The following is a 24,925-nucleotide window of genomic DNA, read 5'->3' as shown; positions in this document are numbered from 1 at the left end:
ATTGTCTGGAGTTTTTTATTTCCCTATTTTTGCAAAACGCTTTTGCTAAAGCAGTTTATCGCTAATTTTTAACTAGAATTTTACAATATATGTCACGAATCCTCACCGGAATACAGGCTACAGGCACCCCACATTTGGGAAACCTTTTGGGCGCAATTATTCCCGCAATCGAACTCTCCAAACAATCTGAAAACGAATCTTTTCTCTTCATCGCCAACATGCATTCTTTAACCCAGATAAAAAATGCTGCTGAACTGAAGAAAAATACATACGAAATTGCGGCTGCATGGCTTGCATGCGGTTTAGATACCGAAAAAACCTATTTCTACCGCCAAAGCGACATCCCGGAAGTTTGCGAACTTTCTTGGTATCTTGCATGCTTTTTCCCTTATCAAAGACTTACTTTGGCGCATTCATTTAAAGATAAAGCCGATCGTTTGGATGACGTAAATGCCGGACTTTTCACATATCCGGTTTTGATGGCTGCAGATATTTTGCTTTATGATGCGGAAGTGGTTCCTGTCGGGAAAGACCAGCTTCAACACCTGGAAATGGCACGAGATATGGGCGCAAGATTCAACCATCAAATGGGAGACGTTTTCGTGTTGCCGCAAGCGGAATTACAGGAAGACACCAAGTACGTTCCCGGAACCGATGGTACTAAAATGAGCAAATCGAGAGGAAATATCATCAATATTTTCCTTCCGGAAAAAGAACTGAAAAAACAGGTAATGGGAATAGAAACCGACTCCAAATCTCTGGAAGAGCCGAAAGACCCGGAAATCGATAAAGTTTTCGCTTTGTATGAACTGATTGCAACTGCAGAGCAAACCGAAGTTTTAAGACAAAAATACCTCGCCGGAAATTTCGGGTACGGACATGCTAAAAATGAACTTTTAAGCTTAATTCTCACCAAATACGCTAAGGAAAGAGAGCTTTTCAGTTATTACATGAACAATATTTCGGAGCTAGAACAAAAATTACAAGAAGGCGCCGAAAAAACTAGAAAAATTGCCGCAGAAACTCTGAAAAGAGTGAGAGCAAATTTGGGAATGTAATTTATATACGAATTGCTCAAATTTCACGAATAAAAAACCCTTTCGAATATAGATTCTAAAAGGGTTTTTGTTTTATAATAAATTTTTAAGTTCTGCTAATTTTTTAATGACTTCCACGCCTTCTGCTTGGAAATTGTCATTGAAAACATCGAAGAAAACCACTTGCAATCCGAAAGATTTTCCACCTTCGACATCCGCGATCCAATCGTCGCCGATCATCATGCTTTCTTCTTTTTTCGCACCGGCTTTGTTCAATGCATATTCGTACACTTCTGGGTGTGGCTTGCGAACATTAATTTCATCCGCACTCGTAATCGTTTCAAAATAATTTTTAATCCCTGAAAGTTCACATTTTCGGTAAGTTACCTCTTTAAAACCATTGGAAAGGATATGAAGTTTATATTTCTTCTCGGAAAGATATTCCAACAAATCGAATGCTCCTTCCACAAGGTCATTATAATTTAGAATTTCATCAAGAAAATTGTCTTCAAAAAGCTGAGCGAGCTCGAGATCATCAATTCCGAAAAACAGGAATGAATCATAAAAGCGATGTTTTCTAAGGTAATCTTTATCAATTTCACCGTCGCGAATTTGCTCCCACAGTCTTTCATTAATAGTGAAATACTCTCGGTGGAAATCTTCAAAATTTAGGTTGTATTTTTCGCTTACTTTTTGTCTATTGAAAATATCTTTCAGAGTAAGATAGGCGTTTCGTCGGTGATCCCAAAGGGTGTTATCGAGATCAAAAAAAATGTGCTGAATTTTCATACAGCACAAATTTAAGTAATTTAAGATTAGTTCTTCGAAACAATTTGGTTTTTACTTTTGGTTTTTAAAACGGAAATGCTTCTGGAATAACTTAATAGAAAATCAATTGTTTTTTTTTTGGGTTTCAAAAGTTTTTCGTTTAAAGTGTCATTTTTTTTCATAGGCTAAAAAAGTTATTTCCATAAAAACGAAACTTTTTTTAAAATATTATTATCTTGTTAAAATTATCTTATTTTCGTCCATTATTTTTCTTAAGTTGATAAGAGCATAACGCACTCTTCCAAGGGTTGTATTAATACTGGTATTGGTTTGTTCTGCGATTTCTTTGAAACTTAAACCATCGAAAAATCTCAACTTGATGACTTCTTGCTGGTTTTCCGGGAGACAAACGAGCATTTTCATTAAATCATTTTGGATTTGCTGGCTCACCAATTTTTCTTCTACGTTTTCTTCTTTTCCTGCAATCAGGTCGAATATAGAAAATTCCTCGTTATCGTAAGTAGTTTCAGAAACTTTGGCGTGCTTCGATTTCAAACGGAAATGATCGATGATGAGATTATGGGCAATTCTTTTGGCCCAAAGAATAAATTTACCTTCTTCGTTGTAGCGACCTTCTTTCAGCGTAACAATAATCTTCATGAAAGTATCTTGAAAAATATCATTCGCCAAATCTTCATCCATTAATTTATAATAAATAAATGAAAAAAGATCTTTCTGGTGTCTTTCGATAAGGGTTGCAAGTGCTTGCTCTGATCCCTGTTTATATTCTGATATTAATGTACTATCAGTTTGTATTTTCATAACTCGCTTCATTTATATGCCAACGCTTTTCACCATATCTTTCATCAGGGTTTTTTGCGACAATCGGGCTATTGATAAGAAGTACAGATATAATCGATAGTTTTGTTTTCAGAGTAACGGGTGTAAAAATAGTAAAAAAGTTAATACTTTGTTAAAATATTTGAGAATTTTTATGAAAATTTCTTATTTCAGTAAATCATTCAGCATTACAAGCGGTAAATTGAGGGTAAAATTAAGATTGAGGCCTTTTAGTTCTTTTCCGTTAATTCCGTTTTTATCTAAAGAAAATCCGTATCCTGCGGTGAGATCCAGCAAACCAAATAGCGACGCACCTATTTTCGGAGCAACATATTTAGTGGTAATTTCAGCACCTGCTAGGAAATAATAGGAATGATAAAGATCCACATTTCTTTCAAAATTAATCAAAATATCACCTTGTAATTTGGGCAAAATGGCAAATTCTTTGTTTACAGAACCCATCATTGCAGCAGCACCCATACGATAAATTACATCATCATTATTCAAAAAAAGTAATCTTCCACCAATTTCCCCAAAGCTTTGATTTTGATAAACATATCCGGCATGAAGCATTTTATGGATCGTCATTTGACCTTTCGCAAAAGCCGTTGAAAGAAACACCATCAAAATTGAAAAAGCCAAAATTTTCTTCATAAACTCATTTTTTTCGCGGTAAAGTTAAAAAAAACTGCTTTATCGTTTTGGATAAAGCAGTTTAAATATTTTTAAAAAAAATTACAATCCGAATTCTTTTTTGATTTCGTCAACTTTGTCTAGTTTTTCCCACGTGAAAAATTCCAGGTCGTCAATAATTTTTTGGTTACTTTTTCCTTTATTAAAAGTTTTACTTCCAACATAATACTCTCTTCCCATGTGCCCGTAAGAAGCAGTTTCCTGATAGATAGGATTTCTTAATTTCAAGTTTTGCTCGATGGCATACGGTCTCAAATCAAATATGTTTTTCAGTTTTTCTGCAATTTCTCCATCGGTAAGGTTTACTTTCGCAGTTCCGTTGGTACTGATGAAAAGTCCGCAAGGTTCCGCCACGCCAATCGCGTAAGAAACTTGTACCAAAACCTCATCTGCAACTCCTGCAGCAACTAAGTTTTTAGCAATATGTCTAGTTGCGTATGCCGCACTTCTATCAACTTTTGAAGGATCTTTTCCGGAAAACGCCCCACCTCCGTGAGCGCCTTTACCGCCATAAGTGTCTACAATAATTTTTCTACCTGTCAAGCCAGTGTCTCCATGCGGACCTCCGATAACAAATTTTCCGGTTGGGTTGATGTGATATTTAATCTGATCGTTGAAAAGCTCCTGAATTTCCAATTTCTGCAAAGCTTTAACTTTAGGAATTAGAATTTCGATGATATCTTTTTTGATTTTAGCGAGCATCGCTTCCTCACTTCCGAAATCGTCATGCTGTGTTGAAACTACGATAGAATCTATTCTGATAGGTTTGTGATCATCCGAATATTCAATCGTAACTTGTGATTTTGCATCCGGACGAAGATATTTGATGGCATTGTTTTCTCTTCTTAAGCTAGAAAGTTCTTTCAAAATAGTATGCGCCAAATCCAATGCAAGCGGCATATAATTTTCGGTTTCGTTGGTAGCATATCCAAACATCATTCCTTGGTCACCAGCGCCTTGCGCGCTAGCTTTGGTTTCGAAATCTGCATGTTCAGCAGCTCTATCAACACCTTGATTGATGTCTGGCGATTGTTCATGAATCGCAGAAATCACTCCACAAGAATCACCATTGAACATATATTCTCCTTTGGTATAGCCAATCTCGTTGATTACTTTTCTAGCAATATCTTGCACATCGAGATAAGCTTCCGATTTCACTTCTCCCGCCAAAACTACTTGCCCGGTTGTTACTAAAGTTTCACAAGCAACTTTTGAGTTGGGATCGTAAGCTAAAAAATTATCGATCAGCGCATCAGAAATTTGATCTGCTACTTTGTCAGGATGTCCTTCTGAAACAGATTCAGACGTAAATAAGTATGACATTTCTTTTGTATTTTATTAATTAATAAAAAGAAAATAGGAATTGATTACAAAAGAAACTAAAATAGAAATTCTGTTTTAGCATTTTTTATGGAGGTTGCAATCAGTTCAAATTTTTCCTCTTGAAATTTTATTCGACTGCAAATTTAAAGAGTATTTATTGAACCGCAAAATTTATTTATTGAATAAAATTATTGAGGTTTTACACTGACGAAATCTTCGGGGCTTTGGTTATAATTAAGTTTCGTATTCAGCGAATTTTGCAATGATTGCGTAATTTCGTCCAAAATTTTCTGCTTATAAGTCGGTTTGTAATAAATCAAGCTGATTTCTCTAAAAGGAAACGGCTTTCGGAATCTGGAAATTTTCGATTTTTGTTCTTCTGATAATTGAGGAATCGCCAACTCCGGTAGAATGGTAATTCCACCCACTTTATCCACCATTTGTATTAAGGTATTGATATTTGATGCCAAAAATTCCAGGTTTTTTGGTTTCAGCGAATTTTCTTTGAGCATACAGATATTTTCGAACTGCGTACGCAGGCAATTCCCTTCTTCGAGGAGCCAAACTTTGTTGCTGTCGATATCTTCAGGAACAACAAAAGAATCTTTCCTCAAATCTTCCGACGAGTAAATCATCAATTCTTCATTAAATAGAAACTGTTGGTAAAACTCAGAGGCTGCATCGTAAGGAGTCGCGATAATTCCGGCATCCAACTCCCCGGATTTTAAAGCTTTGATAATGCTATCGGTAGTCATTTCCTTCACATTCAGTTCAATTTTCGGATGGTTTTGAAGAAAACTAAAAATTTCCGATGGTAGAATAAAACTAGAAATCGTGGGGATAATTCCGAGGTTTAATTTCCCCGCCAAAACATTATTAAGAAGATTGGCTTTATTTTTCAGTTCATTTACAGCATCAATCACTCTTTTGGATTCTTCGATAATTTGCACCCCCACATCGGTGGTTCGAATCGGGTGCGTAGTTCGATCAAAAACCTTCACATCCAGTTCGTCTTCAAACTTCTGTATCATCGCACTAAGCGTGGGCTGTGTAATAAAGCAAGCTTGTGCTGCCTTTCCGAAATGTTTATATTTATCAACTGCGATAAGATATTCTAATTGCTGAATGTTCATCTGATTAATTTTATCTATTACAAATATACTTATGTTTTCTTTAATTTAACCAAAAAGCAAGAGATTCCTCTGCAGAATTTCATAAATTTGTTAACCTAAAAAATAGAAAAAATGGAATTTAAAAAACTCACCTCAAGCACAGGAGCACCATATTTTGAACATGAAGATTCTCAAACCGTTGGCGCGAGAGGCCCTGTTTTGCTACAAGATTTTATTTTACAGGAAAATTTAGCGCATTTTGTACGCGAAAGAATCCCGGAAAGAATTGTTCATGCAAAAGGCAGCGGCGCTTACGGAAAATTCACTGTTACCCATGATATTTCTAAATATACGAAGGCAAAATTATTTTCTAAAGTAGGAAACGAATGTAAAATGTTTGCCAGATTCTCCACCGTGGGAGGCGAAAAAGGCAGTGCTGATACTGAAAGAGATCCGCGAGGTTTTGCCTTAAAATTTTATACAGAAGATGGAAATTGGGATCTTGTAGGAAATAATACGCCGGTTTTCTTCATCAAAGATGCTAAAAAATTCCCCGATTTTATTCATACCCAAAAAAGAGTTCCGAAAACAAATCTGAAAAGCGCTACAATGATGTGGGATTTCTGGAGTTTGAATCCGGAATCGCTTCACCAAGTTCTTATTTTGATGTCGGATCGCGGAACGCCTTATGGATACAGACATATGCACGGTTTTGGATCGCATACTTTTTCAATGATTAATGCCGAAAATGAAAGAGTTTGGGTAAAATTCCATTTCAAAACCAAGCAACAAATTAAAAATTTCACCAATGATGAAGCGGTGAAAATGAAAGGTGAAAACCCAGATTTCGCACAAGAAGATTTGGTAAACGCTATCGAAAACGGCGATTTCCCAAAATGGACCATGTACATCCAGGTAATGACCGAAGAACAAGCCAAAGAATTCCGTTGGAATCCTTTTGATGTAACGAAAGTTTGGTTTCAAAACGAATTCCCATTAATTGAAGTGGGCGAAATGGAACTCAACGAAATCCCGAATAATTACTTTGCTCATGTGGAACAGTCCACTTTTTCACCAAGCAATTTGATTAATGGAATTAGTTTTTCACCAGATCGAATGTTGCAAGGAAGATTATTCTCTTATCGTGATGCGCATCGCTATAGAGTTGGGGTAAATTCCCATCAATTGGAAGTAAACCGTTGTCCGTTTGCTGTCAACAATTACCAACGAGACGGATATATGGCAGATTCGAGCGGCTATAAAGATGCACCAAATTATTACCCGAACAGTTTCGATCAAATCAAACCCGATTCCGCTTATAAAAACTTCGAATATGATTTAGACAATACCACTGTAGCTAATTTCAACAGGAACGAAAACGATGACGATCACTACACCCAACCGGGTTTATTGTACACCAAAGCAATGAATCCTCAGGATCGGGAAAATCTGGTTTCTAATATTATCGGATCGATGAAAGGAATTAGTGGTCCAAAAAAAGAAGAAATTATCAATCGACAACTTTGCCATTTTTTCAGAGCGAATATTGAACTCGGAATGAAAATCGCGATGGGATTGCAAGTGAATATTGATATGAATATGATGAACCATTCTAAATCACCTGAATAATTTATTTAAAAATTCATTAAAAATAAGAATCGTGCGTATTCATTTTTTATTCCTAGATAAAAATTTGCTAATTTGCACAGTAAGAAATAATCATTTGTCAGTATGAATTACCAAAATATCATCGTAGAAGCGGAAGGAAAGATAGCAACCGTTATCATCAATCGACCGCAAAGTTTAAATGCCCTTAATTCACAAACAATTCAGGAATTAAGCGATGCATTTTCTGAATTAGAAGCAGATAAAAATATTCGAGCAATCATCCTGACTGGAAGTGGCGAGAAATCTTTCGTAGCGGGTGCCGACATTAAGGAATTTTCGGATTTCGGAACTGCAGCTGCTGAAGAATTAGCAAGAAAAGGACAATCGATTCTTTTTGATAAAATTGAAAATCTCAGCAAACCAGTAATAGCGGCGGTGAACGGATTTGCATTAGGTGGAGGATTAGAGTTGGCTATGGCTTGCCACATCCGATACGCCTCGGAAAATGCAAAGTTGGGATTACCAGAAGTTACTTTAGGGTTGATTCCCGGTTACGGTGGCACACAAAGACTACCAAAGCTGGTCGGGAAAGGTTTTGCTAACGAATTAATCCTTTCTGCAAAGATGATTCCTGCGCAAAGAGCGAAAGAAATCGGATTGGTAAACGAGGTTTTTAGTTTGGAAGATCTTTTATCAAAAACAAAAGAATTGGCCACATTGATTTCACAAAATTCGCCATTGGGAATTGCAAAAGCGATTGCTGCAGTGAATCTAGCTTATACCAATAAGGGCTTTGAGACCGAAATAAAATCTTTCGGAGAGCTCTTCGAAATGGAAGATAAAAAAGAAGGAGTGGCTGCGTTTTTGGAAAAAAGAAAACCCTCTTTTAAATAAACCGCATTAATAATAAATTTAGAAATAAACAATTTTTGGAACCAACGAAATTCGATAAGGCTTACCTGAAAATGGCTATGGAATGGGCGAAACTCTCCTATTGCGAAAGAAAAAAGGTAGGCGCATTAATTGTAAAAGACCGAATGATTATCTCCGATGGGTATAATGGAACACCATCTGGCTTCGAAAACTGCTGCGAAGACGGAGCCGGAAAAACGCATTGGTTTGTCCTTCATGCGGAAGCGAATGCTATCCTGAAACTCGCAGGTTCCACACAATCTGCAAAGGACTCCACGCTATACCTAACCTTGTCTCCATGCAAGGAGTGTAGCAAATTGATTCTGCAAGCTGGTATCAATAGAGTTGTTTTTACAGATAATTATTCCGATAATGACGGAATTAACTTCTTGAAAAACCATGGAATTGAAATTGTAAAAATTCCAAAAGAAAATTTATAAAAAACTAAACACCATAACACAATGACTTGGGATGAAAAAATTAAAGATTTTGAAAATTTCCTGAGGTTTGAAAGAAATTTCTCTGAAAACACACTTGACGCCTACCTTCGAGATATAAAAAAACTCCGCGATTACTGCGAACTAGAACTCGAAAATACGGGGCCACTAGAAATTACTTACGACCATATTCAGGAGTATATTTTTCAACGTTCAAAGCTTAAATTCAGTGAGAGATCACAGGCAAGATGGATTTCCTCAATCAAAGCTTTTTTTAAATATCTTGTGGACGATGAGGTGCGAACCGACAATCCTGCAACGCTGATCGAAGGTCCGAAACTTGGGCTTTATCTTCCGGATACTTTAAGTTTCGAAGACGTCAACAGAATTATTAAAGCCATTGATTTATCGACGGATTTAGGGAAAAGAAATCAATGCATGATCGAGGTTTTGTACGGTTGCGGTCTGCGTGTTTCCGAATTAATTGACCTTAAAATTTCGAATATCAACTTCAAAGAATCTTACCTAAAAGTGGATGGAAAAGGCGACAAATCGCGTTTTGTTCCGTTGGCAACTTACACCTCAACATTAATCAAAGATTATATCCGCGAAGTTCGATCGAAATATAAAATCAATAAAAAATGTGACGATATCCTCTTCCTCAACAGCCGTGGATCCGCGATGTCGCGGGTAATTGTTTTCATTATCATCAAAGAACTCACCGAAAAAGCAGGCATCAACAAGAAAATCTCTCCGCACACTTTCCGGCATTCATTTGCCACCCATCTTTTGCAAAATGGTGCGGATTTGCGATACATTCAGGAAATGTTGGGACACTCAAGTATTACAACAACCGAAATCTATACGCATCTGAAAAACGAAGAACTTCGGGACGTGATTCTTAATTATCATCCTAGAAATAAATCATAAATGAAGGATCTCAAATTTTGTCCGAAATGTGGGCAACAAAGCCTGAAATGGGATGGCGAAAAAAAATGGAACTGTTCGGAATGCGACTTTATTCTTTTTCATAATGTTGCAGGTGCAGTTGCCGTTTTGGTAAAAAATGGTGATGAAATCCTGTTCACACGCAGAAACCAAGAACCCAATAAAGGAAAACTCGATTTAGCCGGTGGCTTTGTGGATCCAAAAGAAAGTGCTGAGGAAACTTGTGTTCGAGAACTTTTTGAGGAAATGAAACTTAAAGTTGATATTTCTCAATTGAAATACTTGGCCTCATTGCCGAATATTTACGAATATAAAAACATCATTTACAACACTTTAGATTTATTTTACGAATACCATATATCAGAAAAATTCGAAGTGAATCTGGAAATTTCGGAAATTTCCGAAGCTGTTTGGCTTCATAAAGAACAAATCAATCTGGACGATATTGCGTTCGATTCTCAAAGAAAATTTTTAGAGAAATACTTGAAGTAAAACATACAAAGGGGAGAGAATTTCAATTCTCTTTTTTTGTTGTAATTTTAGAACCCGAAAAATCATCCATGCGCGAATCTGCCAATCATATCGATCAACAAATTGTTTTTGAAGACAATCACCTGCTTATCATTAACAAAAAAGCCGGCCAACTTGTTCAAGGCGACAAAACCGGCGATGCTTCACTGCTGGATTTGATCAAAGATTTCATAAAAAAAAGAGACCAAAAACCCGGAAATGTTTTCCTCGGACTCGTTCACCGTATCGACCGACCTACTTCCGGATTGGTGATTTATGCGAAAACGTCTAAAGCGTTATCGCGTTTAACCCAAATGGTAAAAAACCGCGAAATCAAAAAAACGTATTGGGCTTTAGTGGCTAAAGAGATGATTCCGCAAACTCAAAAGCTCGTTCATTACCTAAAAAAGAATGAGAAAAATAACAAAGCCATCGTTTTCCCGAAAGTCACAGACGGTGCGAAAGAAGCGATTCTTACATACAATCTCCTCAAAATTTTAGACAATTACCAGTTGCTGGAAATCGATTTGGAAACTGGCCGTCACCATCAGATTCGTGCACAGCTTTCCAAAATAGGTATTCCTATTAAAGGCGATTTGAAATATGGTGCAGCCCGATCCAATCCCGATGGCGGAATACATCTTCACGCAAGAAAGTTAGAATTCACGCATCCCGTAACGAAAGAAAATTTAGAAATCACAGCGCCCGTCCCGCAGAATGATGCAGTGTGGAAGGCATGTGAATGTTGATCTTGAAGTTTAAAAATTGAACTCAACGAAAAAAGTTGGAGAAATTACTCCAACTTTTAAACTTTTCATTATAAAGTAATTCTAAAATTACTGTCCCGAATTCAAAATGCCGCCATTGTCTTCTTTTTTATCCTGGTTGAGCATGTTGGGTGCTTCTTTGGCAAGTTTGTTTTTTGTTGGAATTTTATAGTTTACGGAGAATCCGAAATTTCGAGAATCCATCTTGTTCGAAAGAACAGGATAAGGCTGTCTGAAAACCGAACGGAAAGCCATTTGTTGTCCGTTGAAAATATCGTTGGCAAACACTGAAACATTCAGCCTGTCCTTCATGAATTTTTTTGAAATCGTAATGTCCACATTATTTCCGACAGGTTTTACGGCTTCGTAATAATAGTAGTTTCCTTTGGCAGGAAGAACGAAATAATTGATGGCCAATTTTACATCTTTCGGCAGTATAAACTGGGAATTGATGTTGAACATCAAAAATCCTTTGGTTTTCAAATCCGGGATAATGTGTTTCTGATAAGCCGCGTACAAATAAATAAAGTTGATTTTATCCGGATTAAAGTTAAACTTCATGATTTCGCTTAGCGGTTTACTGAAAATCATCAGAGGGATTGGTAATCCCAAATTAAAGTTCTGAATTGTCATTTCCGAAATATTCATCTGTCTGTTCAGGATAAAATCGTTGGTTTTTCCTGTGCGCGGATCGGTTTCAGTTTCTCTCGTCATAATCTGCATGACCTGATTTTTGGCCACGTTTACATTGTAACCGATAAAGGCATAATCAAACGCTGAAATTTTGATTTCATAATTATCAAAAATGGTCGGCTGAAGATTTGGGTTTCCGGCAGTGGTGGAGTTACCGTTCTGATACGTGGTGTTGTTCGGATTCAGTGCTGAAATACTGGGCAAATTAATTTTCTTGTTGTAATTCAAAGCCAAATAAATCCTCGGCATAAAGCTGTACTGAATACTTGCGTTCGGGAACAGCTTAAATTTTTTGAAAGGCGTTAAATTATCGGTATGAACAACATTGAGCGAGTCTTTGTAGCTTGTAATTCCCGAAATATCATAATCTTCAGCTCTTGTTCCCAACGTGAAATCAAACTTTTTTAGTTTGGCCTGCAATTCTACGTAACTTGAAGCAGTTTGTCTTTGATAATCGAGGTTGGTAAAACCGAAACTTTGGGTATCAAACTTCTGCATTTCATATAAACCACCAATGCTGATTTTCCCCTCATCTAAAATTTTCACCGGCTGAGAATAATCTACTTTAAAGGTAGAAACATTCATATCCGATTCATTTTCAAGCGTGTTGGTGTTGAAATTTCTGCTGAACTGCGAAAAATCAGACTTAGAGTTACTGTAATTATATTTGAAATCCAATTTCTTTGCTTTGTCGGCAAATCTTTTCTGATAAGTTACAACAGCTTCGTTGCGCCAGTTTAAAGTTGCAGCATCATCTTCGCGAGTGTAAGAGTTTCCAAAATAAGTTCCTTTTCCTAAAGTGTAATTATCGTTGTTGTTGTGATAAATATCGTAGTTCAATAAAATTCGGTCTAGTCCAAGGTCAAAAGTCATTGCTCCTTTTGCAAAATACCCTCTTCTGATGCCGTCTGTGTAGGTGGAGGAAAGATCATCCAAATTTCCAAGCATCATATTTTCGCGGTAGGTTTGTCCAACATTCAGCTGCCATCCGAAAAACTTGTTTTTGGCATTTAAACTTAAAGAATTGTTGGTTCTGCTTCTGTATTTATCGTAATTGGTAAAACTATAATTCCCTGAATACGTTGCAGATAAATAATTTTTTGCAGATTTTGAAGTGATAATATTCAGGATTGCACCTCCTGAAGTTGCAGGAAATTCTGCGCCGGGTTGCGTAATGATTTCAATTCTCTCAACTGCGTTTGCAGGCATTCCATCTAAAAATCCCTGAAGTTCGTTACTTGAAATATTCAGCGGACGTCCATCCATAAAAACCGCTAACAGTTTTCCCTGATACATCATTCCGGCAATGTCGGTTACCACCAATCCCGGAAGTTTTTTTACACCTTCCATCAAAGTTCCGGAGTTCAGCGTTGGCTGTTCCGAAAAATCGAAAATGGTACGGTCGGCTTTCTGTTCCACCGCTTTTTTGGTCGCGGTTATCGTTACACCTTCAATTTGGGTTTCTTTTTCGGTTTTGGGTTTCTGCTGTGCAAGAGTGAAAACTGATGCTGCGAGTGAAAGTACAAATAAACTTTTCTTCATGTTTACAATTTAGGTGGGCAAAAATAGGTTAAATGTTTAGTAGAGAAAACATGATAGTTGTTACACTTGCAAAAGAAAACCGCTCATTTCTGAACGGTTTCAATATTTAAATTTTTAAAAAGTGTTAAGAATTTTTCGCTTCTTCAGCTATAAGATTCAAAGCAGAACCTGCTTTAAACCAACCGATTTGCTGCTCATTGTATGTATGATTTGCAACAACAGTATCTTTGCTACCATCCGCATGAACAAACTCTAAAGTCAAAGGTTTTCCCGGAGTAAACTGATCTAAATCAAGAAAGTTCACGGTATCATCCTCCTGAATTTTATCGTAATCTGCTTTGTCAGCGAAAGTCAAACCAAGCATTCCCTGTTTTTTCAAATTTGTCTCGTGGATACGTGCGAAGGATTTTACCAAAACGGCTTTCACGCCCAGATGTCTTGGTTCCATTGCAGCGTGCTCTCTTGAAGAACCTTCGCCGTAATTTTCGTCGCCCACAACAATTGAAGGAACTCCGGCTGCTTTGTACGCTCTTGCAACAGCAGGAACTTCGCCATATTCTCCAGTTAACTGATTTTTAACTTTATTGGTTTCCATGTTGAAAGCATTTACAGCGCCGATCAACATATTGTTGGAAATATTATCCAAGTGACCACGGTATTTCAACCAAGGACCTGCCATAGAAATATGGTCGGTAGTACATTTTCCGAAAGCTTTAATTAATACTTTAGCACCCGTAATGTTTTTTCCATCCCAAGGTTCGAAAGGTTTCAACAATTGAAGTCTGTCGGAAGTAGGTGAAACAATTACCTGCACATTAGAACCGTCTTCAGATGGAGCCTGATAACCGTTGTCGTCCACTGCAAAACCTTTTGCAGGAAGTTCCGAACCTTTTGGCTCGTCCAATTTGATTTGCGCTCCGTTTTGGTTAGTTAAAGTATCTGTGATTGGGTTAAAATCTAATCTACCCGAAATTGCAACAGCTGCAACCATTTCAGGGGAAGCTACGAAAGCGTGCGTATTTGGATTTCCGTCCGCTCTTTTTGCAAAGTTTCTGTTGAATGAATGAATTATGGAGTTTTTCTCGCCTTTCTCAGCACCTTCTCTATCCCACTGTCCGATACATGGACCGCAAGCATTGGTAAAGATTCTCGCAGATTCAAATTTTCTGAAAGAATCCAGGAAACCATCCCTTTCAGCAGTGAATTTCACTTGCTCCGAACCAGGGTTGATTCCTAAGATTGCTTTTGGTTTAACACCTTTAGCAACAGCATCTTCAACGATAGAAGCTGCTCTGGAAAGATCTTCGTAAGACGAGTTGGTACAGGAACCGATTAAAGCCCATTCTACATCAAGTGGCCATCCGTTTGCTTCGGCTTTTGCTCTGAATTCTGCAACAGGGGTCGCCAAATCCGGAGTAAAAGGTCCGTTCAAATGTGGTGTCAGTTCAGAAAGGTTGATTTCAATTACTTGGTCAAAATATTGTTCAGGATTTGCATAAACTTCTGCATCTCCTGTTAAGTGTTCTGCAATTTTATCCGCTGCATCTACGACATCTTGCCTTCCTGTTGCTGCTAAATATCTTCTCATCGAATCGTCATAACCGAAAGTAGAAGTTGTAGCTCCGATTTCAGCACCCATGTTACAGATAGTACCTTTACCAGTGGCAGAAAGGTTTTCAGCACCTTCACCGAAATATTCTACGATGCAACCTGTACCACCTTTTACGGTTAAAATTCCGGCAACCTTTAAGATAACATCTTTTGCAGAAGTCCATCCGTTGAGTTTACCAGTCAATTTTACACCGATTAATTTAGGCATTTTAAGTTCCCAAGCCATTCCTGCCATTACATCTACCGCATCAGCACCACCAACACCTATGGCAACCATTCCTAAACCACCCGCGTTTACGGTATGAGAGTCGGTTCCAATCATCATTCCACCTGGAAAAGCATAGTTTTCTAGAACTACTTGGTGAATAATCCCCGCTCCCGGTTTCCAGAAACCGATTCCGTATTTATCACAAACAGAGCTTAAGAAATTGAATACTTCAGAGTTTTTGTTGATACCTTCTTGCAAATCCGCTTCGGCACCTACTCTAGCTTGAATAAGGTGATCCGCGTGTGCTGTAGAAGGAACTGCAACTTTCTTTTTTCCGGCCTGCATAAACTGCAAAAGTGCCATTTGAGCCGTTGCATCCTGCATTGCCACTCTGTCCGGAGCGAAATCTACGTAGGAGTTTCCTCTTTCATAACTTTGGGTTGGATTCCCTTCCCAAAGGTGAGTGTAAAGAATTTTTTCTGATAATGTAAGAGGTTTACCCACTACTTCACGTGCTTTCGCAACTCTTTCTGGGTAACGCTCATACACTTTTCTGATCATATCAATGTCAAAAGTCATATTCGTATATTTTTTGTTTAAAATTAAGAAGTTCAAAAATACGAATTTTTACATTTAATGATGACTAAAATCATTTAGATTTAATATAAATATGATGCTTTCCATCTATTTTTTTATTATTTTTAGAAAAATTTTAATTAAAATTTTTGGAAACAAGGGATTCTGCGAATCAAAACCAGTCGGGCGCCTTATCTTTCATCATGATGAAGAAACACTTAACATTAGCAGTATTTGCTCTGATTTTCATTGGTTTGGGAGTTGTTTTTTACAGCTTTAATCCTCAGAACAGCAGCTGTTTTTTGAAGTGTCCGATATATTATTTCACAGGATATCTCTGTCCCGGATGTGGTTCCCAAAGGGCGATTCATGAATTATTGCACTTGAATATCAAAAAAGCATTTGAATATAATGCACTGTTCGTCACTGTAACACCATACGTTATTTTAGCAATTGTATTGAATACCAAACCGCTTCGCAATTATTTTCCCAAAACCCGAAAGTTATTCTTCAATCCGCAGGCAATCCTCATACTTTTGGGAATTGCAATCATTTTTTCCGTTTACAGAAATATTTAAATGCTTATTTTTGGCTTTAAGTTTGCAAAAAGATTTTCATGAAATATCTGTTTAGCCTCTTTTTTTGTTGTTTCGTTGTGCTGGGTTTTGCCCAGAATAAAAATCTTCATCAAAAAAAGGTTGTGGTGAAAAGCAATCCGGATCTTGTTAAAATTAATGATTCAATTCCGGCACTGATTCCTCAAAAAAACAATGGAAAATACGGCTTTATCAATCAAAAAGGAAAAACCATAATCCCTTATCAATACAGCAATGTCGGCTTTTTTACCGAAGACTGCAACTTGCTGAATTCTCCGAACGAAAAAGTCCGAAAATACGGCTCCAACAAATATGCATCGGTGCGGATCAACAACTTGGATTTCCGGATTGATAGAAGCGGAAAGCGGGTTTACCTATACAAAAACAGCGATTTGGGAAAATGCAGTTTGCCTTATGTTACCCAACTTTTTCATGCCTACATTCTCAACAATTCTTACGGGATTATCGAAGATTCAAAGTTTGAAAACCCCGGGGACTATCGGCAGTTCACAATTTATCCGCAATACGATTACCTGCACATTTTGGAGGGCGACGATTTGAAAAACCCAATGATTGTTGCATCCAAGAATAATAAATTCGGGGTGATCGATGTGAACAATAAGGTCATCATCCCTTTTGAATACAATGATATCAAACGGAATTTCAGCTGGAAACTCGCACGATTATTCGAAGTAACTAAAGACGGAAAAAATTATTTTTACATTGATGTCAATAATAATGCATATTAATTAAAAATATTGTATTTTCGCTGACGAAACTAAAGGGGTGCTGTAAAAGGCTGAGATTACACCCAATGAACCTGGAACAGGTAATGCTGTTTAGGGACGCGTTGCAAATGTAGCAATGTGAGAATATAGCAGTTTGCCAATGATTGCAACGCTGTTACATCGAACAAATTGTTACATGACTTAATCTCCCCCTTTTATTCAATTAATCTCTAAAATTAAAAGAATGAAAGGAATTATTTTTTTAGGACTTTTTGCTGGTCCTTTTTACCTTGCACAATCGACGCAAGACACTTTGAAAATTCACGAAATCGAAAGTGTGAATTTCACAAAAAGACTTCCTGTTTCCAAAGAAATCATTAATGTAGAAAAAGATTTAGGGAACAAAAACCTTGGTCAGGATTTACCAATCTTGCTGAAAAACCAAACTTCGGTAATTTCCACTTCTGATGCCGGAAACGGCGTTGGATACACTGGTTTCAGAATTCGTGGTGTAGGTGGAAATGGCATCAATGTAATGATGAATGGCATTCCGTACAATGATTCGGAATCCCAAGGAACTTTTTTCGTGAATGTTCCGGATTTAACAAGTTCTGCTTCGCAAATTGTTATTCAGCGCGGGGTGGGAACTTCCACAAATGGAGTTTCAGCCTTTGGAGCGAGTGTCAACGTGATTTCTAAAAATCCGGAGGAGAAGTTTTATGTGAAATCCGACAACAGCTACGGATCGTTTAACACCTATAAATACTCCGCCGAAATCGGTTCGGGAAAATTCTGGAAAGACCGACTGTCTCTATTGGGGCGTTACACCAATATCCATTCAGATGGCTATATCGATCGTGCATTTTCAGATTTGAATTCCTATAATTTCACTGCGCTTTTTGAAGAAAATAAAACAAAAATCCGTTTGATGGCTTTTGGAGGAAAAGAAAAAACATACCAAGCCTGGAACGGAATCGATAAAGCAACTTGGGAAACCAACCCAAAATTCAACTATTCGGGGGCGATCTATGATGCGAACTGGGAGAATATTGTTGGTTTTTATGATAATGAAACCGATAATTACCGACAAAATCATTATCAGCTTTTGTGGGAACAGGAATTGAACGACCGTTGGAATTTGGAAACTACTATCCACTACACCAAAGGCAAAGGTTATTACGAAAATTACAAACAAGATGCTAAATTTTCAAAATACAATCTTCCCAATATTTTCCAAAACGGTACCGAGATTAAAAAAACCGATTTCATCCGAAAAAAATGGCTGGATAATGATTTTTATGGAGTAGTTTCAACATTATACGGGAAATTAGGTAATCTTGATTTGAATTTCGGAGCAGTTGCCAATCAGTATTACGGAAGACATTTTGGTAATGTAACCGGCGTTTTTCTACCACAAATTGATGAACACGAATACTACCGAAATAATTCGGTGAAGAACGAAGTTTCTGGATTTGCCAAAGCAATTTATAAATTAAACCAATTTGAATTTTTTGGCGATTTGCAACTAAGAAACATTAATTATGATACAAAAATTGTCCAACAGGGCGATGGTGAAGGTGCAGATCTATACAGAAAATGGACTTTTTTCAACCCGAAAGTTGGTATCAATTTCAATATTGAAAACGGAAAAGTATTCGTTTCGTATGCCAATGCACATCGCGAACCAAATAGAGATGACCTCTTTGCAAATCCTAGCACAAAAGAAGAAACCTTACACGATTTTGAGGCAGGTTGGGAACAGCAATTTGGAAAGGTTGTGTTGACGGCTAATGCGTATTATATGGATTACCAAAATCAGTTGGTTTTGTCAGGTAGAATCAACAATGTTGGTGAATTCATTCGTCAGAATGTAGATAAAAGTTATAGATTAGGAATTGAACTTTCTGCCCAAAGCAGACTTTCTGATAAAATTCAATTAGGAGCTAATTTATCTTTGAGTCAGAATAAGATTAAGGAGATCAACTCGCTTCAAAATGGTGCGGATATTGTTTTGAAAGATTCTGATATCTCTTTTTCTCCTAACATCATTGCGAACGGAAATGTGATTTACTCGCCATTCAAAAATTTCAATCTTGGTGTTACTGCGCAATATGTGGGAAAACAATATTTGGATAATTTAGAAACTGCTGATAATCAATTAAAAGATTATTGGCTAACCGACTTTAATGCAAAATATACATTGAAAATCCAAAAAACGGAAATCGATTTCAAATTCCTGCTCAATAATATTTTCAACAAGAAATATGTAAACAACGGCTACGTGTATGATGGACCCATGTACTTCTCGCAAGCCGGAACCAATTTTATGTTTGGGATGAGCATTAAAATTAAATAAAAAATGCCTTAATTTCACAAGAAAATATTGCTCTTTGAAGACTGCTTTTTCGGAAGCGGTCTTTTTAGTTTCGCAATTTAAAAGATGCATCCCTTTCCGTTACGAAAGCAGGTATACTTTCCAGAAATTTTCGCACTTAGGCAAAAAACTAAATTCTCACAGTTATTTACTACTAGAAACTTCAGCTAGGTTCTATGATATTTTAGTAATTAAAATCAATCATAATACTTCGTTTTTTGTATATGTTAAAATTTCTTAAAAACTCAATAAATTAGGCGGAATTATGGTAAAACAATTCATAATACGCAATACAAATTTACATATAATTCACTATTTAACAATACATTACGCGATATATTTAATTTATTTTAAAAAATACTTGGTTCTTTCAAAAATCTGCGTATATTTGAGTGTTATCAGCAATTCTGCCGACCGACCTCTCGACCTATTTTTATGACAAAATATTCTTGACCTTCTACAGCTCCCCACTCAGGCAAACCTTGACCAATCAAAATGTTTTGAAATTCCATTGTAATTTGTCGGCTTGACTTTGAATATCCGTTTGTAAATCGGATTAAATCAAAGTGCTTAAATCTTGCACCAATATTTTTTACCCCTTCCAAATCGGTCAAGTACTCAAGATTTGACAGCAATCTAACTATCCAATATCTTTTTACTTCTCTGTATTCTTCGGTTTTGATACCTTTTTCTATAAGGCCAAACCATTTTTTGTTTAATGTTAATTCTAATACTTTCATATCGTTTTTATTTGATGATTAAAAAAGAACTGCTGATAATAATAACTAAGCTTTCGTTTTGTCTGCAAGACAAGAAATGAAAGCCCGTTGAACGGAAGCTCCGGTAGCTTTTCAGCGGTATTTTGGCAGTCTATGGAGTTTTCGATTTTAGAATTTAGGATCACAAAGCAGTTTTTTCGTAAGGACTGCTTTTTTTGTGGCGTTTGGTAGCCTTTATTGGTGGATTTCAGCGGTTTTTCCTCGCTTCAGAACATAGGTTCCCTTACCCGCAAAGGTTATTTTGCAGACAGCGTTTGGGTAACGAAAAGAAAATCCTGCGGCGGCCCCCGCTGCCCGAAAACAGCAATTGTAACCAGGTTTCCCTCCTTGCAGCACCGGCATTTATTGAGCAAAGTCTTGGGTTTTGCTTCCGGAACCCGGATGTTTAAATCAGACTGTAAATTCTGCAGTTTCCCGCGTTTCCAGCTGCTACTCAGGATTCCATAATGCCTGATCCGCACAAATCTTTTTGGCAGAATGTGCAGGGAGAACCTTCGCGCAAACTCTTCGTTGCTGAGGGTCATCTCCTTTTTTTCGCCACCTTTCCGGTAATCTTTGTAGCCAAAACGAACTTCTTTATCGGTAACTTCTTTGATGCGGTGATTGCTGATGGCGACTTTGTGGGTGTATCTGCCTAAATATTCAATCACCTGTTTCGGGCCACCAAAAGGTCTTTTGGCATAGACGACCCAGTTCTTGGTAAAGAGTTTATCCATTAAATTGGAATCTTTTACTCCCGAAGTTCACAATAAAGCCACAAACTTTGCCCGAAATACTTTGCTCATCGCTTTTACCGGAAAAAGGTATTTATCGGTTCGTACTTTCTTTTTCCACTTTCCGTGATGATCAATTCCGCCGCCAGGAACAATGCAGTGCAGGTGCGGATGCAAGCTCAGGTTCTGTCCCCACGTGTGAAGTATCGCAATCATTCCGAGCTGCATTCCTTCCGTTTTGCCAAACTGGTTTAATGTTGCCCAAGCTGCTTCAAACAATGTTTTGTAAATGAGTGTGGGATTTGCAATTGCCAAACCGTTCAGCTCTTCGGGAAGCGTGAAAACGAGATGATAATAGCTGCACGGGAGTAAATCCGCTTCGCGCTTCTGAATCCATTCTTCTTTTTTATGACCTTGACATTGCGGACAATGCCGATTACGACACGAGTTGTAACTGATGGAAAGATTTCCGCAGCCATCACACGCATCAATATGACCGCCCAAAGCAGAAGTTCTACAATACGATAAAGCGCGAAGCGTTTTTTCCTGATGAGGCGTAAAATTCTGGGCCGATAGATTGAGTTTACGAAGAACATCTGCAACGCTTCCGTTTTGATGCTTTGCCTTACTTCGGGATTCCATTTTTGCGGTACAAAGCAAATACGGTATCCAAAGGACTGTGAGGCTTCTGATCCGAAAGCTGGCAGACATGAAGGTATTCCATCGTCGATTCAATTCTTTCATGCCCCAGAAGTTTCTGAACCATGATGATCGGAACGCCGTCTTCCAGCAGATGCGTGGCGTAGCTGTGGCGCAAAGTATGGGTGTGAACTTCTTTGGTGATGCCGGCTTTTTTTGAGATGGTCTTGATCACCCACTGAACGCCGCGCTGGCTGTAGCGGGAGTCAAAATCAGGTTTCTGTAAAGCGTTTTGATGTGTTTCTACATCAATCTTCTCAATAGTCCTGCTATGGTTTCCTTTGTATTAATACTGATCCGGTTTCTCAATACTGATGAAGGTTTTCAAGCCTCTGATTAAATGTTCCGACAAGGGAACGTAACGGTCTTTGCTCCCTTTACCCTGAACAACATGCAACATCTTCCGGTCAAAATCCAGATGCTGAAGTTTGATATTCCGCACTTCCATGCAGCGCAGTCCGCAACCGTAGATCAGGCCGATGAGAAGTTTGTGTTTCAGGAGTTCAGCACTTTGAAGCATGCGCCAGATTTCTTCGCGGCTCAGGATTACGGGCAGTTTCTTGACTTTTGGAATCGCGGGAAGATGGAGGTAGCTGTAAGGCAAACCTTCGGTTTTCAGCAAAAACCGCAGTCCGTAAACGGTATGTTTAAAGTACGACTGAGAAGGGGTTTTTGATCGCTTTTGAAGTTCAAAAAGGTAATCTTTGATGTCTTCCGGGTCTAATTCGGTAGGGACTTTACCGAAATGAAGCGCCAAGGCTGCAACGTGACGGGAATAATTTTCGAAGGTACGCTTGCTTCTGCCCAGGATGGAAATATTTCTTTCGAAGCGTTGCAGAAGTTCGGCAAAACCATTAACTTCGCTCGAGGCACGGTTCAGGAATTTGTTGGTCCTTAAATCCTCCGGAGATTTTTTTTTGTAGCCATTTCATGAGTTTTTAAAAGGTTAATAAAAACAAAGTTACTAAAACGGCGAATGGGAAAAGCTACCGGAGGTTTAGTTCAACTAAGCTTTCGTTTTGTCTGCAAGACAAGAAATGAAAGCCCGTTGAACGGAAGCTCCGGTAGCTTTTCAGCGGTATTTTGGCAGTCTATGGAGTTTTCGATTTTAGAATTTAGGATCACAAAGCAGTTTTTTCGTAAGGACTGCTTTTTTTGTGGCGTTTGGTAGCCTTTATTGGTGGATTTCAGCGGTTTTTCCTCGCTTCAGAACATAGGTTCCCTTACCCGCAAAGGTTATTTTGCAGACAGCGTTTGGGTAACGAAAAGAAAATCCTGCGGCGGCCCCCGCTGCCCGAAAACAGCAATTGTAACCAGGTTTCCCTCCTTGCAGCACCGGCATTTATTGAGCAAAGTCTTGGGTTTTGCTTCCGGAACCCGGATGTTTAAATCAGACTGTAAATTCTGCAGTTTCCCGCGTTTCCAGCTGCTACTCAGGATTCCATAATGCCTGATCCGCACAAATCTTTTTGGCAGAATGTGCAGGGAGAACCTTCGCGCAAACTCTTCGTTGCTGAGGGTCATCTCCTTTTTTTCGCCACCTTTCCGGTAATCTTTGTAGCCAAAACGAACTTCTTTATCGGTAACTTCTTTGATGCGGTGATTGCTGATGGCGACTTTGTGGGTGTATCTGCCTAAATATTCAATCACCTGTTTCGGGCCACCAAAAGGTCTTTTGGCATAGACGACCCAGTTCTTGGTAAAGAGTTTATCCATTAAATTGGAATCTTTTACTCCCGAAGTTCTCAATAAAGCCACAAACTTTGCCCGAAATACTTTGCTCATCGCTTTTACCGGAAAAAGGTATTTATCGGTTCGTACTTTCTTTTTCCACTTTCCGTGATGATCAATTCCGCCGCCAGGAACAATGCAGTGCAGGTGCGGATGAAGGCTCAGGTTCTGTCCCCAAGTGTGCAAAACACCAATCATGCCCAGCTGCAGGCCTTCGGTTTTGCCGAACTGGTTTAAAGTGGCCCAGGCGGCCTCAAACAAGGCTTTGTAAATGAGTGTGGGATTGGCAATTGCCAAACCGTTCAGCTCTTCGGGAAGCGTGAAAACGAGATGATAATAGCTGCACGGGAGTAAATCCGCTTCGCGCTTCTGAATCCATTCTTCTTTTTTATGACCTTGACATTGCGGACAATGCCGATTACGACACGAGTTGTAACTGATGGAAAGATTTCCGCAACCGTCGCACGCATCGATATGACCACCCAAAGCTGAAGTGCGGCAATATGACAGGGCCCGAAGCGTTTTTTCCTGATGAGCCGTAAAATTCCGTGCCGATAAACTGATTTTACGAAGAACATCTGCAACGCTTCCGTTTTGATGCTTTGCCTTACTTCGGGCTTCCATTTTTGCGGCACAAAGCGAAAACGGTATCCAGAGGACTGTGCGGAGTTTGATCCGACAGTTGGCAGACATGAAGGTATTCCATCGTCGATTCAATTCTTTCATGACCCAGAAGTTTCTGAACCATGATGATCGGAACGCCGTCTTCCAGCAGATGCGTGGCGTAGCTGTGGCGCAAAGTATGGGTGTGAACCTCTTTGGTGATGCCGGCTTTTTTTGAGATGGTTTTAATCACCCACTGCACGCCGCGCTGGCTGTAGCGGGAGTCAAAATCAGGTTTCTGTAAAGCGTTTTGATGCGTTTTTAAATCAATCTCCTCAATATTCCTGTTATGGTTCCCATTGAATAAATACTGATCCGGATTTTCAACTTTAATAAAGGTTTTCAAGCCTCTGATTAAATGCTCCGACAAAGGTACATAACGGTCTTTGCTTCCTTTACCTTGAACAACATGCAGCATTTGTCGGTCAAAATCCAGGTGCTGAAGTTTGATATTCCGCACTTCCATGCAGCGCAGTCCGCAACCGTAGATCAGGCCGATGAGCAGTTTGTGTTTCAGGAGTTCGGCACTTTGAAGCATTCGCCAGATTTCTTCACGGCTTAAAATAGTGGGAAGTTTTTCACTTTTGGAATCGCGGGAAGATGCAGGTAACTGTAAGGCAAGCCTTTGGTTTTCAGCAAAAACCGCAGTCCGTAAACGGTATGTTTAAAGTACGACTGAGAAGGGGTTTTTGATCGCTTTTGAAGTTCAAAAAGGTAATCTTTGATGTCTTCCGGGTCTAATTCCGTAGGGACTTTACCGAAATGAAGCGCTAAGGCTGCAACGTGACGGGAATAATTTTCGAAGGTACGCTTGCTTCTGCCCAGGATGGAGATATGTCTTTCGAAGCGTTGCTGAAGTTCGGCAAAACCGTTAACTTCGCCCGAGGCACGATTCAGGAATTTGTTTGTCCTTAAATCCTCCGGAGATTTTTTTTTGTAGCCATTTCATGAGTTTTTAAAAGGTTAATAAAAACAAAGTTACTAAAACGGCGAATTGGAAAAGCTACCGGAGGTTTAGTTCAACATCGGTAACCGTTGCACAACTCCACATTTTCAG

23 protein-coding genes and 2 pseudogenes are annotated in these 24,925 nt (G+C 38.5%); 12 read left to right on the top strand and 13 right to left on the bottom strand.

Annotated features, from left to right (window positions below; genetic code table 11):
* The first annotated feature begins 89 nt into the window (after positions 1 to 89).
* Positions 90 to 1,058: a tryptophan--tRNA ligase gene (trpS, locus tag H0S70_RS12225; RefSeq protein ID WP_188320998.1), complete on the top strand. Its 969-nt coding sequence runs from the start codon at positions 90 to 92 to the stop codon at positions 1,056 to 1,058.
* A gap of 72 nt (positions 1,059 to 1,130) precedes the next feature.
* Here trpS and H0S70_RS12220 read toward each other — a convergent pair whose 3' ends face one another.
* From H0S70_RS12220 to H0S70_RS12200, 5 genes are all read right to left on the bottom strand, one after another.
* Positions 1,131 to 1,826 (bottom strand): YjjG family noncanonical pyrimidine nucleotidase, encoded by a 696-nt coding sequence (locus H0S70_RS12220; protein WP_188320997.1) that lies wholly within the window; start codon positions 1,824 to 1,826, stop codon positions 1,131 to 1,133.
* A 210-nt stretch (positions 1,827 to 2,036) separates the two neighbouring features.
* On the bottom strand, positions 2,037 to 2,627 hold the full coding sequence (locus H0S70_RS12215) for an RNA polymerase sigma factor (RefSeq protein WP_188320996.1): 591 nt from the start codon (positions 2,625 to 2,627) through the stop codon (positions 2,037 to 2,039).
* Positions 2,628 to 2,810: 183 nt separating this feature from the next.
* Positions 2,811 to 3,299 carry a hypothetical protein gene (locus H0S70_RS12210; RefSeq protein WP_188320995.1) on the bottom strand — a complete coding sequence of 163 codons (489 nt, stop codon included), beginning with the start codon at positions 3,297 to 3,299 and terminating at the stop codon, positions 2,811 to 2,813.
* Positions 3,300 to 3,380: 81 nt separating this feature from the next.
* Positions 3,381 to 4,661 carry a methionine adenosyltransferase gene (metK, locus tag H0S70_RS12205; RefSeq protein WP_188320994.1) on the bottom strand — a complete coding sequence of 427 codons (1,281 nt, stop codon included), beginning with the start codon at positions 4,659 to 4,661 and terminating at the stop codon, positions 3,381 to 3,383.
* A gap of 188 nt (positions 4,662 to 4,849) precedes the next feature.
* Positions 4,850 to 5,794: a hydrogen peroxide-inducible genes activator gene (locus H0S70_RS12200; RefSeq protein ID WP_188320993.1), complete on the bottom strand. Its 945-nt coding sequence runs from the start codon at positions 5,792 to 5,794 to the stop codon at positions 4,850 to 4,852.
* 111 nt (positions 5,795 to 5,905) lie between these two features.
* On the opposite strand from H0S70_RS12200, the gene H0S70_RS12195 reads away from it, so the two are divergent.
* From H0S70_RS12195 to H0S70_RS12170, 6 genes are all read left to right on the top strand, one after another.
* On the top strand, positions 5,906 to 7,402 hold the full coding sequence (locus H0S70_RS12195) for a catalase (RefSeq protein ID WP_188320992.1): 1,497 nt from the start codon (positions 5,906 to 5,908) through the stop codon (positions 7,400 to 7,402).
* Between the two features lie 102 nt (positions 7,403 to 7,504).
* Complete coding sequence (locus H0S70_RS12190) at positions 7,505 to 8,275, top strand: enoyl-CoA hydratase/isomerase family protein (RefSeq protein WP_188320991.1); 771 nt, start codon at positions 7,505 to 7,507, stop codon at positions 8,273 to 8,275.
* Between the two features lie 35 nt (positions 8,276 to 8,310).
* Positions 8,311 to 8,733, top strand: a complete 423-nt coding sequence (locus H0S70_RS12185; RefSeq protein ID WP_188320990.1) for a deoxycytidylate deaminase — start codon at positions 8,311 to 8,313, stop codon at positions 8,731 to 8,733.
* Between the two features lie 21 nt (positions 8,734 to 8,754).
* A complete protein-coding gene (xerD, locus tag H0S70_RS12180) occupies positions 8,755 to 9,660 on the top strand; it encodes a site-specific tyrosine recombinase XerD (protein WP_088263494.1) in 906 nt (301 codons plus the stop codon).
* Complete coding sequence (locus H0S70_RS12175; protein WP_188320989.1) at positions 9,661 to 10,170, top strand: NUDIX hydrolase; 510 nt, start codon at positions 9,661 to 9,663, stop codon at positions 10,168 to 10,170.
* Between the two features lie 68 nt (positions 10,171 to 10,238).
* Positions 10,239 to 10,937, top strand: a complete 699-nt coding sequence (locus H0S70_RS12170; protein ID WP_188320988.1) for an RluA family pseudouridine synthase — start codon at positions 10,239 to 10,241, stop codon at positions 10,935 to 10,937.
* An 87-nt stretch (positions 10,938 to 11,024) separates the two neighbouring features.
* On the opposite strand, the gene H0S70_RS12165 is transcribed toward H0S70_RS12170, so the two are convergent.
* Positions 11,025 to 13,190 carry an outer membrane beta-barrel family protein gene (locus H0S70_RS12165; protein ID WP_188320987.1) on the bottom strand — a complete coding sequence of 722 codons (2,166 nt, stop codon included), beginning with the start codon at positions 13,188 to 13,190 and terminating at the stop codon, positions 11,025 to 11,027.
* 124 nt (positions 13,191 to 13,314) lie between these two features.
* Complete coding sequence (locus H0S70_RS12160; RefSeq protein ID WP_188320986.1) at positions 13,315 to 15,588, bottom strand: aconitate hydratase; 2,274 nt, start codon at positions 15,586 to 15,588, stop codon at positions 13,315 to 13,317.
* Positions 15,589 to 15,734: 146 nt separating this feature from the next.
* Here H0S70_RS12160 and H0S70_RS12155 point away from each other — a divergent pair, with 146 nt between their 5' ends.
* The 3 genes from H0S70_RS12155 to H0S70_RS12145 all read left to right on the top strand — a co-directional run bounded on the left by H0S70_RS12155 (position 15,735) and on the right by H0S70_RS12145 (position 19,265).
* Positions 15,735 to 16,163, top strand: coding sequence for a DUF2752 domain-containing protein (locus H0S70_RS12155; RefSeq protein WP_188320985.1), 429 nt, complete (start codon positions 15,735 to 15,737; stop codon positions 16,161 to 16,163).
* A gap of 38 nt (positions 16,164 to 16,201) precedes the next feature.
* A complete protein-coding gene (locus H0S70_RS12150; protein ID WP_188320984.1) occupies positions 16,202 to 16,930 on the top strand; it encodes a WG repeat-containing protein in 729 nt (242 codons plus the stop codon).
* A 223-nt stretch (positions 16,931 to 17,153) separates the two neighbouring features.
* Positions 17,154 to 19,265, top strand: coding sequence for a TonB-dependent receptor (locus H0S70_RS12145; RefSeq protein ID WP_188320983.1), 2,112 nt, complete (start codon positions 17,154 to 17,156; stop codon positions 19,263 to 19,265).
* A 416-nt stretch (positions 19,266 to 19,681) separates the two neighbouring features.
* Here the strand turns inward: H0S70_RS12145 and H0S70_RS12140 are convergent, their stop codons facing one another.
* From H0S70_RS12140 to H0S70_RS12130, 3 genes and pseudogenes are all read right to left on the bottom strand, one after another.
* Positions 19,682 to 20,023: an ASCH domain-containing protein gene (locus H0S70_RS12140; RefSeq protein ID WP_188320982.1), complete on the bottom strand. Its 342-nt coding sequence runs from the start codon at positions 20,021 to 20,023 to the stop codon at positions 19,682 to 19,684.
* Positions 20,024 to 20,298: 275 nt separating this feature from the next.
* Positions 20,299 to 21,417: pseudogene (locus H0S70_RS12135) on the bottom strand (IS91 family transposase).
* A pseudogene (locus H0S70_RS12130) lies at positions 21,401 to 22,282 on the bottom strand (tyrosine-type recombinase/integrase). The pseudogenes H0S70_RS12135 and H0S70_RS12130 overlap by 17 nt, the downstream one beginning before the upstream one ends.
* Between H0S70_RS12130 and H0S70_RS14380 the strand changes: the two are divergent.
* Positions 22,220 to 22,372 carry a hypothetical protein gene (locus H0S70_RS14380; RefSeq protein ID WP_228453699.1) on the top strand — a complete coding sequence of 51 codons (153 nt, stop codon included), beginning with the start codon at positions 22,220 to 22,222 and terminating at the stop codon, positions 22,370 to 22,372. The pseudogene H0S70_RS12130 and the gene H0S70_RS14380 overlap by 63 nt on opposite strands.
* Before the next feature lie 338 nt (positions 22,373 to 22,710).
* On the opposite strand, the gene H0S70_RS12125 is transcribed toward H0S70_RS14380, so the two are convergent.
* From H0S70_RS12125 to H0S70_RS14375, 3 genes are read right to left on the bottom strand one after another with little or no spacing between them, the layout of a single operon-like run.
* A complete protein-coding gene (locus H0S70_RS12125; RefSeq protein WP_188320981.1) occupies positions 22,711 to 23,829 on the bottom strand; it encodes an IS91 family transposase in 1,119 nt (372 codons plus the stop codon).
* On the bottom strand, positions 23,813 to 24,406 hold the full coding sequence (locus H0S70_RS12120; RefSeq protein WP_262891121.1) for a tyrosine-type recombinase/integrase: 594 nt from the start codon (positions 24,404 to 24,406) through the stop codon (positions 23,813 to 23,815). Before H0S70_RS12120 ends, H0S70_RS12125 begins: the two co-directional genes overlap by 17 nt.
* A gap of 20 nt (positions 24,407 to 24,426) precedes the next feature.
* Complete coding sequence (locus H0S70_RS14375; protein ID WP_262891154.1) at positions 24,427 to 24,693, bottom strand: phage integrase N-terminal SAM-like domain-containing protein; 267 nt, start codon at positions 24,691 to 24,693, stop codon at positions 24,427 to 24,429.
* Here H0S70_RS14375 and H0S70_RS14540 point away from each other — a divergent pair.
* Positions 24,652 to 24,783 (top strand): hypothetical protein, encoded by a 132-nt coding sequence (locus tag H0S70_RS14540; RefSeq protein WP_262891120.1) that lies wholly within the window; start codon positions 24,652 to 24,654, stop codon positions 24,781 to 24,783. The two genes, H0S70_RS14375 and H0S70_RS14540, sit on opposite strands and share 42 nt — an antisense overlap.
* Positions 24,784 to 24,925: the final 142 nt, after the last annotated feature.

Origin of the sequence: Chryseobacterium manosquense (genome assembly GCF_014623485.1) — a bacterium.
Lineage (GTDB): Bacteria > Bacteroidota > Bacteroidia > Flavobacteriales > Weeksellaceae > Kaistella > Kaistella haifensis.
This window is presented reverse-complemented; position numbering and strand designations above follow the sequence as displayed.

What these genes read in the sequence shown, in the direction of transcription:
- trpS (WP_188320998.1), top strand. Translation starts at nt 90, where the DNA reads ATGTCACGAATCCTCACCGGAATACAGGCTACAGGCACCCCACATTTG.
- H0S70_RS12220 (WP_188320997.1), bottom strand. Translation starts at nt 1,826, where the DNA reads ATGAAAATTCAGCACATTTTTTTTGATCTCGATAACACCCTTTGGGAT.
- H0S70_RS12215 (WP_188320996.1), bottom strand. Translation starts at nt 2,627, where the DNA reads ATGAAAATACAAACTGATAGTACATTAATATCAGAATATAAACAGGGA.
- H0S70_RS12210 (WP_188320995.1), bottom strand. Translation starts at nt 3,299, where the DNA reads ATGAAGAAAATTTTGGCTTTTTCAATTTTGATGGTGTTTCTTTCAACG.
- metK (WP_188320994.1), bottom strand. Translation starts at nt 4,661, where the DNA reads ATGTCATACTTATTTACGTCTGAATCTGTTTCAGAAGGACATCCTGAC.
- H0S70_RS12200 (WP_188320993.1), bottom strand. Translation starts at nt 5,794, where the DNA reads ATGAACATTCAGCAATTAGAATATCTTATCGCAGTTGATAAATATAAA.
- H0S70_RS12195 (WP_188320992.1), top strand. Translation starts at nt 5,906, where the DNA reads ATGGAATTTAAAAAACTCACCTCAAGCACAGGAGCACCATATTTTGAA.
- H0S70_RS12190 (WP_188320991.1), top strand. Translation starts at nt 7,505, where the DNA reads ATGAATTACCAAAATATCATCGTAGAAGCGGAAGGAAAGATAGCAACC.
- xerD (WP_088263494.1), top strand. Translation starts at nt 8,755, where the DNA reads ATGACTTGGGATGAAAAAATTAAAGATTTTGAAAATTTCCTGAGGTTT.
- H0S70_RS12175 (WP_188320989.1), top strand. Translation starts at nt 9,661, where the DNA reads ATGAAGGATCTCAAATTTTGTCCGAAATGTGGGCAACAAAGCCTGAAA.
- H0S70_RS12170 (WP_188320988.1), top strand. Translation starts at nt 10,239, where the DNA reads ATGCGCGAATCTGCCAATCATATCGATCAACAAATTGTTTTTGAAGAC.
- H0S70_RS12165 (WP_188320987.1), bottom strand. Translation starts at nt 13,190, where the DNA reads ATGAAGAAAAGTTTATTTGTACTTTCACTCGCAGCATCAGTTTTCACT.
- H0S70_RS12160 (WP_188320986.1), bottom strand. Translation starts at nt 15,588, where the DNA reads ATGACTTTTGACATTGATATGATCAGAAAAGTGTATGAGCGTTACCCA.
- H0S70_RS12150 (WP_188320984.1), top strand. Translation starts at nt 16,202, where the DNA reads ATGAAATATCTGTTTAGCCTCTTTTTTTGTTGTTTCGTTGTGCTGGGT.
- H0S70_RS12145 (WP_188320983.1), top strand. Translation starts at nt 17,154, where the DNA reads ATGAAAGGAATTATTTTTTTAGGACTTTTTGCTGGTCCTTTTTACCTT.
- H0S70_RS12140 (WP_188320982.1), bottom strand. Translation starts at nt 20,023, where the DNA reads ATGAAAGTATTAGAATTAACATTAAACAAAAAATGGTTTGGCCTTATA.
- H0S70_RS14380 (WP_228453699.1), top strand. Translation starts at nt 22,220, where the DNA reads ATGAAGCGCCAAGGCTGCAACGTGACGGGAATAATTTTCGAAGGTACG.
- H0S70_RS12125 (WP_188320981.1), bottom strand. Translation starts at nt 23,829, where the DNA reads ATGGAAGCCCGAAGTAAGGCAAAGCATCAAAACGGAAGCGTTGCAGAT.
- H0S70_RS12120 (WP_262891121.1), bottom strand. Translation starts at nt 24,406, where the DNA reads ATGCTTCAAAGTGCCGAACTCCTGAAACACAAACTGCTCATCGGCCTG.